Raw genomic sequence first — 14213 nt, forward strand, 5'->3', positions numbered from 1 at the left:
CCTTCACTGAACGCCTCGTCGACGCCGGTATCGATGCCTCGATCGGCGCTACCGGCAACTCGTACGACAACGCGCTCGCCGAATCGATCAACGGCCTCTACAAGACCGAACTGATCAAGGCCCAGGGCCCGTGGCGGACCGTTGACCAGGTCGAAGTCGCCACCCTCGAATGGGTCGACTGGTTCAACCACCGCAGGCTCTACGAGCACTGCGGCGACCTGCCGCCCACGGAGTACGAGGCCCTCTACTACCGTGATCACCGAACTCAGTCCGTCGCTGAGTTCTCAAACTCGTAAGTCTCCAGACATGCCGGGGCGATTCAGATCGCGGATCGGCCCGTTGTTCTTGATGAACAGCTCGCTTAGGTACATGTTGGCCCCTCTGCCTCCGGCGCAGCCCGGCTGGTACCGCCGAGCGAATTCCAATCCGGACGGCGCTACACGCATCTCAAGGGCTACCAGCGAGCCGTTACCGAGGCTGCCCGTAGCACCATGGAAGAGGTCCCACGGAGGTACCGGCCAACCTGGGATTGGCGAAGGCCCCGGCTGTGCAATGCGCTGGGGAGGGCTTTTAAGAGACCATCCATCTCTCCACGAGGTAGTGGGCTTCGATGTAGGCAACGGTGAAGTCGTACGGCTCACCAACGGGTTGAGTCTGTAGCGGCGAGCCCGCGGTTGCGGCGTCGGTGTTGTCCCAGGCTCGGGCGAGGCCTGGGTGACGACCTGGTCGAATTATTCGGCCATTATGTCGATGATTACCTGGTACGCAACGCACTTCGCCACCTTCGGGTGCCGGTGCCCGCCGCTCTGATGCCCCTCAGCCAATCCTCACCGACCAGCGAGATGGCGAACGGTAACATGTCGACACCGTTAGGCAAGCGGAACCAACCCAGGACGGTTCAGTTAGCGTCACGAGCGACGCTGTCATCCGGCGGGTCCTGCGGGGGAAGGACGGATGAATGCCCAAGGGACTTCTCGCCCCAGGTAGTTCCCTGGCTGAACTATTTCCAGATCAGGCTGCGGAATGGCATCCGACGCTGAACGGCGCACTACTTCCGCAGGACGTAACAGCACGCAGCAACCGAAAGGTCTGGTGGAGTTGCAGCATCTGCGATACGAGCTGGCAAGCGATCATAGGTAACCGCACCAAGAACGCCTCGGTCGGATGCCGCACGTGCAGCCAGCAACGTACGACTGACAACCGAAATCGGGCGCGGCCAGGTGAATCGCTCGCTGACTTGTATCCTGATCTGGCTATCGAGCTTCATCCAGACCTTAATGAGGGTCGCACCGCCCATACAATCCGCCCAAGCCTGCATAAGAAGGTGTGGTGGCGCTGTCGACAGTGCGACCACGAGTTCGAGATGGCGCCCCGGATCAGAACAGCAGCGCCATTCAGTGGATGCCCACCCTGCTCGTACCGACGAGCAGGCGAGAAACTGCGTCGCCCAACCCAGGGTCAGTCCCTGGCAGATCTCCACCCCGAAATCGCGGCAACCTGGCATCCCGCAAAGAATGCATCCGCCGCGGCCGATGTGATCGCCGGCAGCGCTATTCGCGCATGGTGGCTGTGTCCGGCATGCGGGCATGCATGGCAAACCAGCGTAAGTAATCGTACTGCGGGCAAGCGTACCGGCTGTCCAAAGTGCAGTCGTGCAATGCAACAGCAGGCACCGAAAGGGCAATCCATCGCGGACCTATACGCCGAACTAGTCGAAGAGTGGCATCCAACCCGAAACGGTGATCTGGTTCCCAATCAGGTTAAGCCTGGGAGCTCGTCGTTCAAGATCTGGTGGATATGCAAGTCGTGCGGACATGAATGGCAAGCAACACCGCTTTCGCGATGCCGAGCAGGAACCGGGTGCGCTCCGTGTAGCTATGTTGAACGAACTGCCCGGCGCGACACGCCCAAACCCAACCGGTCCCTTGCCGGTCTCTTCCCTGAGCTCATCGACGAATGGGACCACTCTCGGAACGGCAACCTTGATCCGAAAACGCTGAAACCAGGAAGTGACCGGAAGGTTTGGTGGCGATGCCAGTCCCACGGGCATTCATGGCAGACCCATATCTATCAGCGGACCGGCAGTCAGCGGACAGGCTGCCCTGATTGCGTGCACCGGCCGGAGCCCGGAAGGAGCTTCGCCGAACTCAACCCGGCGGCCGCACTCGAATGGCATCCAACCCGCAATGGGAAGAGGCGCCCGGAGGAGTTCAAACCATCAAGTTCCCACAGAGCCTGGTGGAAATGTCGAGCACGTGGGCATGTCTGGCAGACCACAATCACAAACCGGAGTGGCAGTAATGCATCGTCCTGTCCAACCTGCACTATGTGGGGCACGTCCGCCACACAGATCAGACTCACGTATGAACTCATTGCGGCCGGTGTCCCCATTGACCCTGAACACCCGAAGATCCCAGTCAATGGCCGGCGGCCGGTATCAGCCGACATCGTAATCCCGTCTCTGCTCACGATCGTGGAGTACGACGGGAGCCACCACCATGCGAGTGAATCCGGGCTCGTCCAGGATCGTCGTCAATCAGGCGCATTGATGGAAGCGGGCTGGACAGTCCTTCGCGTCCGACCTAAGCCACTCGAGCTATTGGACGAATACTCGATACGAGTCAAGAATTCACCCGCAGTAAAAGAGATCGCGATCGCGGTACTCTGCCGACTCGACGAACTGGGCCACCGTGCTGAGCACCACGACCGCTACATCGTCGACCCGGATCAATGGGCGACCGCACAGGCCGATTCACGCGTACTCAACTATCAATCACGAAGCCTCGCAGATGAGTTCCCCGACTTGGCTGCTGAGTGGCACCCGACCAAGAACGGCGCTCGAACCCCGGAGAACACAAACCCTGGCAGCAAGATCCACGCGTGGTGGTTGTGCAGTCGTTGCGGAAATGAGTGGCGTACCCGACCCGGACATCGGACGAATAACGCAAGCGGGTGTCCGCGATGTGCTCGCGAGGACTCGGCAATCCGACGGAGGCAGGCCAAGGTCGGGGAATCGATGGCTGACGCATACCCGCACTTACTGACCATCTTCAACCGGGAGCGCAATCCCGGTGTCGACATGTATGCGATCAACCCTGGCACTACTAAGGAAATATGGTGGCTATGCCCGGACTGCGAACACGAATGGTCAACGCGCAACGCTAGAAATACAGGATGCCGACCCTGTGCTTCGAAGCGTCGCGCAAAGAAGAGAGTGACCCCAGCGCCGGGAAAGTCTCTGGTCGACCTCTATCCCCAAATCGCGGCAGAGTGGCATCCAGATAAGAATGCGCCACTGTCTCCGCGCGACATCCGGCCCAGATTCGCCTCGCCTGTGTGGTGGCAGTGTCGCTGTTGCGGCCGTGAATGGCAGCGCAGTCCAGGTAGGCGGGTCGCAAACGGAAGTGGTTGTCGACAGTGTGCATCGCAGGAGAGGGGAAGAAGCCGCCGGTCCCCAGGCGCTGGTGAGTCAGTTGCCGACCAGAAGCCTGACCTCGCCGCAGAATGGCACGAATCAAAGAACGGTGAACTTCGACCGGAGGACATCAAACCCTCAAGCTCTGAACGAGTCTGGTGGAGGTGCGGTGAGTGCGGAAATGAGTGGCGTGCTCTTGTCTGGGCGCGCGCACGAAAAGGGCACGGCTGCAAGAAATGCGCGTCCGTTCAGTTGAGTGCTGCAAGGCGACGCCCCCGGCCTGGGCTCTCACTGGCCGAGCGTCACCCTGCCATCGCAGCGCAGTGGCACCCTGGAAGGAATGGGGAGACCACACCTGACGGCGTCAGCCACGGATCTAGCACGAACTACTGGTGGCTGTGTGCGGAATGCGGTCACGAGTGGCAGGCAAAGCCGTCCAATCGGCGTACTCAGGTGCACCTGTGCCCAAAATGCAAGCGGCGCAGTGCTAGTGAATGACCACCAATCACACTTGGAACCGCACAAGACGTAGGGGTGGGAGATTGACGGAGTGTGTCGTCGTGCAACTTCCGGCCGCTCGACGCGGCTTGAAGCGGGTCCTATACGCCGCCGCGGCATCGGACTTCGACCCGGTCGACTGCCGCGGCCGCAACATCGGCGAACGATGGTGCTCCCACCTGAAGCAGGGGCGCGGACTGGCCACCCGCTACGGCAAGCTCGCGATCGTCTACCGTACCGCTGCAGTTCTCAACGCGGTCGTTGCATGGAGCCGCAAATTGTCAGACACGCGCTAGTCGTCCTGAACTGCCGGGGTAACGAGTTCGGGTTCACGTCTCTGCTCGCGCTCAACCATGTCGGAAGCCGGATCTATCATGCGATCATGTCGAGCCAGCTTGGAGTACGGATGTACACGACGGAGGACTACGTTACATGGGCGGCCGAACTGGCCGACTTGATGGGCGCCGATTGGCTTGGCGAGCATGCGGCTCGCCCGAATAGGGATCCGCACGTCATCGCCTCATGGCTACAGCAGTATAGAACCACCCCGCCTGAATCGCTTTCCCTATCTCAGCAGCTTCTGCAGATCGGCGAACTGACTTCCAATATTCAAACTCTGCGAAATGCAGGCATACAAAACCTAGAGACCCGCATTGATGATTTGAGGCTGGACGATCAAAATCGAGTCGCCAGCGCAATCCACGAGATTCGCGTGGCTGCCGAATACGTTCTGTCGGAGCGGCGAGTGTTCTTTATCCCGGAGGCTGGCACTCAAACGCCGGATCTCCTCGTTGATGATTGCCTGGAAGTTGAGTGCAAGCATAAAACTAGCGTCAGCCCTCAAGACAACGCGCGATTTGAGTTGTATGGTATTCTAGCCCGGAAACTGCGCGCTGCATTTCCCGAACAAGTTCCTCACTCAGCTCTTATTTTAGAGGCGATGTTTGACATCGAGCCTCGCCGCGATCTCGTTGACCGCATCGTGGCGAGTGCACGATCGGGTTTGCGGCAGCCTAAACCGTCAAAATTTAGCGAAACCGCCGAGGGTTTGTTCACCGCACAGTTCGAGGTTCTTCCTGCTGGCTCGGGCCCTGCGGAGCTAGTGCTTCCGAGAGGCGTTACCGAGTTTGACCGAAGGTCTACGGAAGCTATTGCACTCGATGAGAATGGAACCTTTGGCCGGTTCATCAATATCAACGTCGGGTGTAAGGTTCGTCAGGACCGCGTCAAAGGGGTAATTCGGTCAGTCAGAACGGCCGCTCGTCAGTTTTCTGGTCGCTATCCGGCGATCGTTTCTGTAGACATTTCGGCAATTGCAGCGCGAGGCGAGAGTGAACCACTAGCTCACCTCCGTGAGGACATACTCGCGGTACTGAAACGTCACACAACGATATCCAGGGTAGAACTATTGGTAACCCAGTTCATTGGAGAACCCGGAAATCAGGCTTACCGCACCTCTGTCCAGGAGATTGATAATCCGGATGCACGTTACCCCATCAGTGACGTCTCGCCTTGAGTCAAATCGTACGCAGCTGTTCGCAGACCACCGCGAGTCGCGTCCGCTCTGCAGATCACTCGCTCACGCAAGAAATGCTGTACCGCTTGCCGTTCCATTCGATCTGCGACTGAGCGCCGAGATTTCCGGGGAATCCGAGGAGCTGCAGCCGGTGCCTCTTGAACGAGTGCACGTGTGAGGTCTCCGACCCCGCCGGGTCGGGGTCGCGCAACGGTCGGAGGTGCCGCGGCGACGCCGGCCACCACCGCCGTACCTGCGGAGCAGGCACAGTGCGGCCGGCAGCAGCAGCGTCACGACCTCACCATCGCCCTACTTCATGCGGGCGTTCTGCATGGGTCGATGTGGGACGTTGTGCGCGCCAACCCGGAAGTCCGCGCCAGACCTGACGCCCTCGACCGCCCAGGCCCTATAGTCCTGTCAAAGGTGAGGCATGTCAGCAGGAGGGTCGGGATGGGGCTAGATCGGCGGGACGAAGCGCGGGCGCTCTCGGAAGAGCTGCTGACGAACATCGAACTCAGCCAACTACCACCTATCGACCTGATCCGGAAAACCAGCCGATTTGCCCGCCTTCTCGATGACTTCGATGCCATCGAGTGGCTGTCGTTTGAGATCACCGGATACGAACAGCACCGGAAGGACTCCGGCATTCCTGCCAAGCCATGGGCAGCGGCAAAGCGTTCCGGGCGAACACAGCTCAACGATGAGGGCGATACTGTCGCAGATACAACCTCCGTCGGCGAGCTCCAAGCGCAAGTTGAGGCCGCGAGGCTGCAACTCGCCTCGACGGCCGATGCGCCAATCAGCATCTCATCGGCCAATCCAAGCCAGATCGTCGGCGTTCCACGTGGAAACACCCAGGAGCGGGTTAGCCTTAACCGCCAGCTCACATCGTCCCAGTCGATGCTCGACCGCATCATCGGAGCGATTCACGACTATGTTTCGCGAAAGGCCCTCGAACTTCGGTTTGGGTCAGCGGCTGAGTCCGCTTTCGACCGAACACGAGCATTCACTGACAGTGCTCTCGGTGACCTCGTACCGGACGCAATTGGTCAGCTCGCCGCAGCATTTGAGCTTGTTACCTCGACAAACCCGTCGCATTGGTCAGATGCAGCCGCTTACTGTCGAACTCTGATTAAGGCTGTCGCCGACAAGCTGCAGCCGGCAGGCGAAGACATCGGCGGAAGAGCCAACGGTCCTGAGAACTACATCAATCGGTTGGTGTACTGGGTGCAGCAGAACGAAAGCAGCCAAACGAAGAGGGCAGTCGTAACCTCCGACCTCGAATACCTTGGCAAGCGACTCGATGCATTCACGAACGCCGGAAACAAAGGCGCACATGCAGTCGTGACCCAGACCGACGCAGACCGCTTTATCATCGGCACCTACCTGCTCATCTCGGACATCCTGCGACTATCCGTGACTCAGCCAGCGGCAAGCGAAACGGCCGCCCATGCAAGCAGCGAAGCGGAAGTAGATAGCCCAGCCGCCGAGACCGCGTAGCACGCTGCAGCGCCTCGCTACCCTCACCATGCGGACCGGCGGACAAGTTCCTCAGACCCCGTATACCCGGCAGACGCAGAGCCGTGCGACTGGCATCCGCCCCGGGGAGGGCCACTGTTCGAAATCCGTTGGCTCGCCGGTCGAGACAATGGGCGCGTAAGTGGATGCATCCCTGCATATCTTCCACTCGTGGCGTCCGAACTACATCTGACGCTTCGCTCCTACCCCTCACCAGTGCGGTCTAAGGCTCCGCCCGTGCCGGTCGATGCCGCCTTGCCGATACACGGGCTCACCCGGGTGCAGCGTCAACCCCACCCTGTACGCCGAAATGGTGGCAGAGGACCGCCGCCTGCGGCTCGCAGGATACGAGGTGTATCGCTTCGGAGGAAAAGAACTCACGGGCCCATACTCCGCAGAAATAGTCTCGGAGTTCTTCGACGAGCTGCACCAACGCATGAGCTGAGCGCCACGACGACCTCGTGCGATCACCGACCCAAGCGAAAATCTCCTGCCATTCGCACCGCTGAGAGGTTTGTCGGTGGCGACTAGCACTATTCACGCCGACTACAACCGTCAGCAGGCAGGACAGCAGTGGAGCCACATCTACCACACCGCCACGATTCTTCGACGAGTCGATGGTCGGCCGACCCAATCGGTTGGCTGGACAGCCTCGACCGTCACGCGAAGGTCGGCGCCAAGCACCACATCATTCCGCGATTTCTGTTGAAGCGGTGGGCAAATGACGCCAGTCGGGTCCAAGCGAAGTTAAGCAACCGGTCAGCGCACCATGAGGCTGCTGGGGGTGGCGTCGAGCGTGATCGCCGAGACGTGGTTGCCGGCCATCCAACTCCGTACAAACGCTTCGAGTGCAGGGTTCGACGCTCGGTCCTGCAGCGGTTTGGGCTCTCTACGTCAAAGGTTCTAGCCCAAGCAGACCTCTCGTAAACTCATGGGTCGGCATCTGCAAATACTGCCGGTACTCGGTACCCGCGACGTCCAGGAGCTCCTGAATGGATTGAACGCGCAGCACAATTGGTTCGGACGACGGGTCCTCGTGAGTATGAAGCCATGCGGCATCGCACTCCGGCACATAGTGAGCCAGGGCACTGAAAGTACTGCCTTCACCCGGAATGGGGATGCGCGTGTGTTCCGTGGTGTCACCACCCGGTGGTACGGCGAACCGCACCGACGTTGTTCCGTTGTCCCGGGTGACGAATGCTTCTGTGAACCACGGCCCGGTGGACCCGACGTCACCAATGAATCGGAATGGCTGCGAGGCGTCGCCCACGACACGAACCATATAGCCGCCGACTGTCGGGATGTCACCGAGGGAGATAACAGACATGACCGACCACACGAACTGATCCTTCCTGGGTGTGTCCTGCGGCCACTCCATGGAATACCTGGTGTACGTCCGATGCGCATCCCGGTCGCCCACCCATGCTGTTCTAACCGGGGTGCGATCCTCGGCATCGCCGTTGGAGACCGTCCACAGTTGCGGGTCGGGTGCTCTCTTGGCGATTACGAACGACTTGGAGACTCCGGGCAGCGCGCTGAGCTCAGCGGTGTATTCGACCAAGTTCTCGACGACCTCGTCGATTGACTTACCGCGCAGCCCGGCCAGGTGACGCAGCGATGTGGCGGGGGTATCTCCAGCGAACCCTGCCACCAGATCGTCATCAAGGATCACAACTTTCTGACATGGGCGCGTGTAGATCTGGCGAGTTGCTCGCTCGTCATGCGCAACTGTCACCTTTGTGTCGGCAATGAGTGAGAGCCCACCGTCATCTTCGGTGATCTGAGCGATTACGAATGTCACGGTGCACACGATACTGAGGAAGAACGAGCATCAGTCAACTACTGTGGTGACCGTTCACAGGTTGGTGTGTTCGTGGTTCACCGTCGCGGCAACAAGATGGAACTGGGTCACCGTGCCTGGAACTTCTCTAGGTAGAAATATTTGATGTTCTTGCTGCTGACGATGAGCGCGCCGTTCTCATGCTCAACTGTCTCCCCGGATGCTCGGCGAACATGAATCGGCGCGCGGAGCACAATGTCGCGCGCGTCATTCTCGGGCATGTACGACGAGAAACTGAGCAGGTCGCCTATGATTTCGTCTCCATCGGCGAGAACGCAGTGGACGACCGTTGTCTCGGTTTCCTCGCTGCCTGTGCGTACCGGCGAAAAGTAGTCGGCGCCCGGCGACAAGGTCAACCACCACGCCGAATGCGGGCTCACGGGCCCCCGGGACGTCAGCCAGTTCCGAAGCCAGTCCACCCTTCCGATCGAGAAGCCTATCCCGCAGGCGGTCGCGAACATGGCCACTGACCACCAGGCCAGCGCCACGTGATCGCTGACGAACTCCTTTTGAGGCTTCCTCAGGAGCGCCCCGATATCGGGAGTCCGCTCGGGGATCACCGAGCGAACGATTGCGAGAATGACTGCGGCAACGAACAGGCTTATGGCTGAGTGAAAGACGATGTTCGCGGTCTCACGCAGTGGTGTCCGGGTCACCTCTGGTTCTTGGTGCGATCGAGCGACGCTGGCCATGAAACCCGGGGCGAGAAGGACGATGAACAGGACAAGACCAAGAACAGTCGTGGGCAGCACGCCTAGCCTGTTCCGCTCTCGTTGGGCGGCGAGGGTTCAGCTTGCGTATTGGTCACCGGGCCATCGAATCTGGGGGTTGTGGGCGGCGGCCCTGGGGTCCGTGTCAGCGGCGAGTTAGACACTCGAACCTGGCTGAATTTGCCGGACTCCTTACGTGCCTGTCCGGTCGGCGGCTTCGCCTGGTTTTTCGCCACTGCTACCTCTTTCAGTCGGTAACCAGATGGTATGCGTACGCGGAGTGTCGCTGCAGCGGTATGCCGCACGCAACGTCACCTTCTAGGAGAGCCGAGCAGCATCTTCCGCACCGCCGCCGGACGGGCACATTGCCGAGGCGGGATGCCCGGAGAACACCCCTTCCTCCGTGGCGAGGGACATCGGCCCAGTCTCGCCGTCGAGAATCACCCGCAAGTGCGCGCCATGAAGCGGGCCACGACCTCGGTAGAGCCACCGCCGCTCGTCCCAGCTCAGCCCCTCGCCGACATCGCGTTGATCCGGTGACGGGTGCGCCAGTGCGGCGGCTAGCGCTCGTAGCACCGCCCTCAACCTGGCTGACAGGTACCGCTGACGACGTCGCGGTACTGGTCAGCAACCGTCGCAGCGAACCCGTCATCGAGGCCGCGCTCGCGGCGGGGCCGTTAGATCTGAAGGACGAGAGGAGGTTTCGTGCGCAGCAACGAGTGATCGCGCCTCTCGGATATGCGCGATGGGATGTCGGGACGCAGCGACCTGCTTCGCTCGGTGAGACAAACTTCACTGCGCTGCAATCGTTCTTCACCGTGCAGCAGGCCGTGTTCAGTCGGTCGCCGCGGCGGCCGTCACGGTGTCCAGTGACAGGACGAGTAGTGCAGCTGCAGCGCTTCTGCGTTTGGCATCTCGGAGCGCTTCGCCGGTTGTCGGAGTGGGTGACCGTTGAATTCCCAGTATGAGGATTCCTGCAATTCTGGGTCGACCTCGATGCGAAGCTGCGCTGTGATGGCAAGGTGCTTGGTGTCGAAAAGCGTGTGGAGGTCAGAACGTAGAAGGATCCCGTTCGTGACTTCATTGCTGTGGGCACCGCGATACGGTGCGATGTGCGCGGCTTGGAGGACTGGGAGGACGGACGTTCCAGTGATCGCGCAACATCCGCCGTATGCGGCGATCAGTGACGCGCGAAAAGCGGGCTGACCTTCTCTGACCGAAACAAGTCGATTGGCCAACAGGCGTCGGTCATCTTCGGATAGGTAGGCCGCGTACTTCTTGAGATCGACCTCGACGTCGACGGGTACCTGCTTCACATCGATCGTTGGCAAGAACAGGCCGCGAAGATAGGCCTCGTCATTGGTGTTCGTCACCTCGACTGGAGCTGTGTTCGGCCCAGCCTTAACTGTCGTGTTCTTGAAGAAATCTCCCCATTTTCCAGCGACGGGAGTATTGCTCACCACATCGAAGTAGAACCGTTGAACGTACTGTGTCTTGTCTTTGGGTATCCACGGGCGGGGATCGGGAGTGCCATCTGTGGAATCCGTGACGGCCCGCGTCCACCCGCGAAAGCCTCTGTTGGGGGACTGCCAGAAGAAGACATCGTCGCCACGCTTGATTGCCCTGCGCTTCTTCAGGTCCCACAGCTGATAATCGACGGCTCGCTCCCAGTTTTCTTCGAAGCCTTCACCGACAACGAGAATCCAACTTGTCAACGTCCATGCGCCTATCCGGGATCGCACCGGGTGGAGGCGTGTCCTGTGGCGGAAGCCTGTCGGGCCGTGCTCGTTCTTGTTTCGGTCAGTCCAGCTGATGGTCAGCGGGACTCGTGGATCAGTGATCGCAGAGCGTCCCTGGTCTGCTGATCGGTCGAGTAGATCACGGTGCCGACCATGCCGCGGGTGAGCAGCACTTTGTAGACGTTGCGGACTAGGGTGTCGAAGCGCGCATCGGGGATCCTGGTGCGGTTCTTGAAGTCCGGATCCCGATTCGCCGCTCGGACGGTGGTGAACTTGTCGTCCCGCCACACCAAGTCGGGGCCGAGGATGACGCCGTTCCAGTCGTACTCGAATCCCTGTGCCGTGTACACACAGCCGACCTGGTCGAAGCCGCCATCCTCGGTGGCCCACAAAGGCGCCGGGGGAGCGTCCCCGATCCTCCTGTCGCTCTTGCTGTTCCATGGCCGGGCCCAGTCGCCAACGGTGACGTCGGCGACCAGGGTGCCGTCCCTGCGGGCGTCGCTCCACGGCCAGCAATAGCCTGCGGTCATGCGGGCCGAGTATCCGTTCTCGATCTGCTTGGTGAGCAGGTGCTCGACCTCGTGAGGGCTCTCCGCGACCCGGACCTGGAACTGTGGATCGCCCTTCCACTCGTATGGATCGCCGTCGATGAGTCCGAGAAGCCGCTTGACCCACAGCAAGTACTCCTCGCTGCCGCCGCACCGGAACTGTTCACCCAGGTGCACGTGCTGCGTCTCGAGGCCCAGTGAGCGCGCGTGCTGCTGAATCTGTTCGAGCGACCCCATTTCGCCGGGCCGCACTACCTGGTGCTCGTCGAGCAGGAAAACGGGAACGCGGGCTGCGGCGATCAGCTCGTCGATCTGTGGGCGCCCGGTGCGCAGCTCCGCCTTGGTGTACCGGTCGACGGACGTCTCGCGGATCCGGTGGGCCTCGTCCAGGATGAGGACATCGAGTCCGTTTCGCTCGGCGGTCATGAACTGATTGAAGTACTTGAACATTTCCCGCACCCGGGGTGCGCGGTGGCCTGCCACCTTGCGGAGCGTCTGGGTGAAGGATCGGGATCCGGTGGCGTGCAGAACGGTTCGGCCGCGGCGTGCGAGTTCGCCGACAAGCGACAACGCGATGACGCTCTTGCCGCTACCAGGACCGCCGGTGACGATGATGATGCGTTTGCCGTCCGCGGCGCGGGCGTGCTCGACCGCGTGCAGCACGAGGTCGACTGCCAGTTGCTGACTGCCGAGCAGGTGGAACTGCGGTCGGTCCCGCACCTCGGCCGCCGCGACCTTGAGCAGCTGCTGCGAGGGCGCCACGGCCGACCGCATCAGGGTGTCGCCGGCCGAATGGCCCGCAGATCCCGTCGTGAGGCGGGAACGAAGGAACGTGAACATGTCGGCGCGGTCGGCCGCGGTGAACAGTCGGCCAGTGACATCCGTGGGGAAGGAGCGTAGATCGGCCACCATCGTCGGGTCGGTCGCATTGTGCAGGTATGCCATTCCCGCCAACGCGTCCGGACGATCGGCGAGCGCCTTGGCGAAATCGGCTAGGTAGTCGCAATATCCCTTCACCTGTGCGACCGGATGCAGCTTCGGGCCGCCGGGCATGCCCGGCACCTCGACGAGATCCGGGTTGTCCTCGTATCGGTACGCCGACGACCACTGCTTGAGTTCGACGACCACATAGGAAGGTGCCCCGGTGTCCGGGTGGGTGCCCGCGAGGACGACGTCCGCCCGCTGCGAAGTGAGTGGCAGGTGATACTCGATGAGCATCTCGACCTCGCCGAGTCCGGCCTCGATGAGGTCGCGGGCAAGGATCGGCAGGCTTCGGCTCCACGATTTCTGCTCCGCGGTGCTGGCTCGACGGCCGGTGCTGAACAGCATCTGCTCCAACAGTCGCTCGGCCAACGAGTCGGGATGAGCGATGCCGGCGATGTGGTTCGCCGACGTACGAAGCAAGGTCACGTTAGAGGTCCCCCGGGCAGCACGAATCCAGTCGCGCGGTTGGGGGCATGTCCGTGGCTGTGGAACACAGCGGAAGTCCGTCGGGCCGCTGGATCAGGTTAGCGGAGGACGGGGACGGGCTCTCGGAGCCTCGATCGATCGGTGTCGCACAGCAAGATGCTCACCAGGTAGGCGACTGGTTCGGGAGTCGCGGGCGGTCAGTGTGCTCCCGTATCGAGCTCGGTGTACTTCCTGCTCGAACCGCGGCTGAGCTCGACCGGGTACTTTGTCATGTTCTTCCCATTCTTCGCAGCAGCCGCGAGAACGACGTCCACACCGAGCAGCTCACCCACTCTTCGCAGGCTCTCCGCTGTCGCGTGGAGTCTGGGTGGGAGGTCCTGTGCCAGCCGGGCGTGTGACTCCATGCTTGCCGAGTTGGCCTCCCACTGGAGGGATTCGAGTAGGCGGCCGGCGGTGCCTGCCAGGTCGAAAACAGCTCGCGCCAAGGCCAATAGCTCCGCGGGCGTCGACGGCCACGGGCAGGGCTCGGTGGACGGGACGACTACGCCATCGAATCCGGATGCCGGATTGATACCTGCCACGTCATAGAGGCGCAGGAGATACAGCGTCACATCACCGAGCTCGTCGACAACATCAGCGTGGATCTCGTCGACCGGTGCGGTGTGCGGTGTGTCGGACAGCAACGATCCGATGGCAGATGCCAGCTCGCCAACTTCTCCTCCGAGCGCCATCGCCAGGTTCTTGGGAGTATGAAACTGTTCCCACTCGCGAACACGGACGAACTCGCGTTGGTCCGATAACAGTCGGCGAAGGTTGGCGTCCACGTGTCAGGACACTACCGCCGCTCCACGTCGCCTGGCCCGCCTCGCGCGAGGACGTTCTGTCATTCGGTGTGCCGCTCGGAACCTGGTGACTGCCGCGAGGAGGCGACGTTCTTGCTGGCCAGGCACCACCCGAACCCTCAACCGGCGGTGTGCGTGAGCATCCGCCAATTGGGCAGGGTCGACAGCGACGCTGCT

The 14213-nt window shown here is 61.2% G+C and carries 10 protein-coding genes; 5 read left to right on the forward strand and 5 right to left on the reverse strand.

Going from position 1 to position 14213, the window contains the following annotated elements; translation table 11 throughout:
- From BR31_RS0113930 to BR31_RS0113950, 5 genes are all read left to right on the forward strand, one after another.
- Nucleotides 1-296: integrase core domain-containing protein (locus BR31_RS0113930; RefSeq protein ID WP_027501508.1), on the forward strand; the 296-nt coding region annotated here is incomplete at its 5' end.
- Nucleotides 297-958: 662 nt separating this feature from the next.
- Nucleotides 959-3913: a zinc-ribbon domain-containing protein gene (locus BR31_RS32595; RefSeq protein WP_156042480.1), complete on the forward strand. Its 2955-nt coding sequence runs from the start codon at nucleotides 959-961 to the stop codon at nucleotides 3911-3913.
- A 62-nt stretch (nucleotides 3914-3975) separates the two neighbouring features.
- Nucleotides 3976-4209: a transposase gene (locus tag BR31_RS28605; RefSeq protein WP_197023614.1), complete on the forward strand. Its 234-nt coding sequence runs from the start codon at nucleotides 3976-3978 to the stop codon at nucleotides 4207-4209.
- An 86-nt stretch (nucleotides 4210-4295) separates the two neighbouring features.
- Nucleotides 4296-5429, forward strand: coding sequence for a hypothetical protein (locus BR31_RS31535; protein WP_156042481.1), 1134 nt, complete (start codon nucleotides 4296-4298; stop codon nucleotides 5427-5429).
- A 450-nt stretch (nucleotides 5430-5879) separates the two neighbouring features.
- Complete coding sequence (locus BR31_RS0113950) at nucleotides 5880-6929, forward strand: AbiTii domain-containing protein (RefSeq protein ID WP_156042482.1); 1050 nt, start codon at nucleotides 5880-5882, stop codon at nucleotides 6927-6929.
- A gap of 907 nt (nucleotides 6930-7836) precedes the next feature.
- On the opposite strand, the gene BR31_RS0113955 is transcribed toward BR31_RS0113950, so the two are convergent.
- From BR31_RS0113955 to BR31_RS30625, 5 genes are all read right to left on the reverse strand, one after another.
- A complete protein-coding gene (locus BR31_RS0113955) occupies nucleotides 7837-8748 on the reverse strand; it encodes a hypothetical protein (protein ID WP_156042483.1) in 912 nt (303 codons plus the stop codon).
- A gap of 107 nt (nucleotides 8749-8855) precedes the next feature.
- Complete coding sequence (locus BR31_RS0113960; RefSeq protein ID WP_027501512.1) at nucleotides 8856-9539, reverse strand: DUF6338 family protein; 684 nt, start codon at nucleotides 9537-9539, stop codon at nucleotides 8856-8858.
- Nucleotides 9540-10354: 815 nt separating this feature from the next.
- Nucleotides 10355-11212 carry an HNH endonuclease gene (locus BR31_RS31145; RefSeq protein WP_197023615.1) on the reverse strand — a complete coding sequence of 286 codons (858 nt, stop codon included), beginning with the start codon at nucleotides 11210-11212 and terminating at the stop codon, nucleotides 10355-10357.
- A 101-nt stretch (nucleotides 11213-11313) separates the two neighbouring features.
- A complete protein-coding gene (locus BR31_RS0113965; RefSeq protein ID WP_027501513.1) occupies nucleotides 11314-13194 on the reverse strand; it encodes a DUF2075 domain-containing protein in 1881 nt (626 codons plus the stop codon).
- 197 nt (nucleotides 13195-13391) lie between these two features.
- Complete coding sequence (locus BR31_RS30625) at nucleotides 13392-14018, reverse strand: nucleoside triphosphate pyrophosphohydrolase family protein (protein WP_051637404.1); 627 nt, start codon at nucleotides 14016-14018, stop codon at nucleotides 13392-13394.
- Nucleotides 14019-14213 lie beyond the last annotated feature (195 nt).

It is taken from the genome of Rhodococcus sp. UNC363MFTsu5.1 (assembly GCF_000686785.1).
GTDB classification, from domain to species: Bacteria; Actinomycetota; Actinomycetes; order Mycobacteriales; family Mycobacteriaceae; genus Rhodococcus_G; species Rhodococcus_G maanshanensis.

Excerpts from the sequence above, each read along its gene's own strand:
- BR31_RS31535 (WP_156042481.1), top strand. The coding sequence starts at position 4,296 with ATGTCGAGCCAGCTTGGAGTACGGATGTACACGACGGAGGACTACGTT.
- BR31_RS32595 (WP_156042480.1), top strand. The coding sequence starts at position 959 with ATGCCCAAGGGACTTCTCGCCCCAGGTAGTTCCCTGGCTGAACTATTT.
- BR31_RS0113950 (WP_156042482.1), top strand. The coding sequence starts at position 5,880 with ATGGGGCTAGATCGGCGGGACGAAGCGCGGGCGCTCTCGGAAGAGCTG.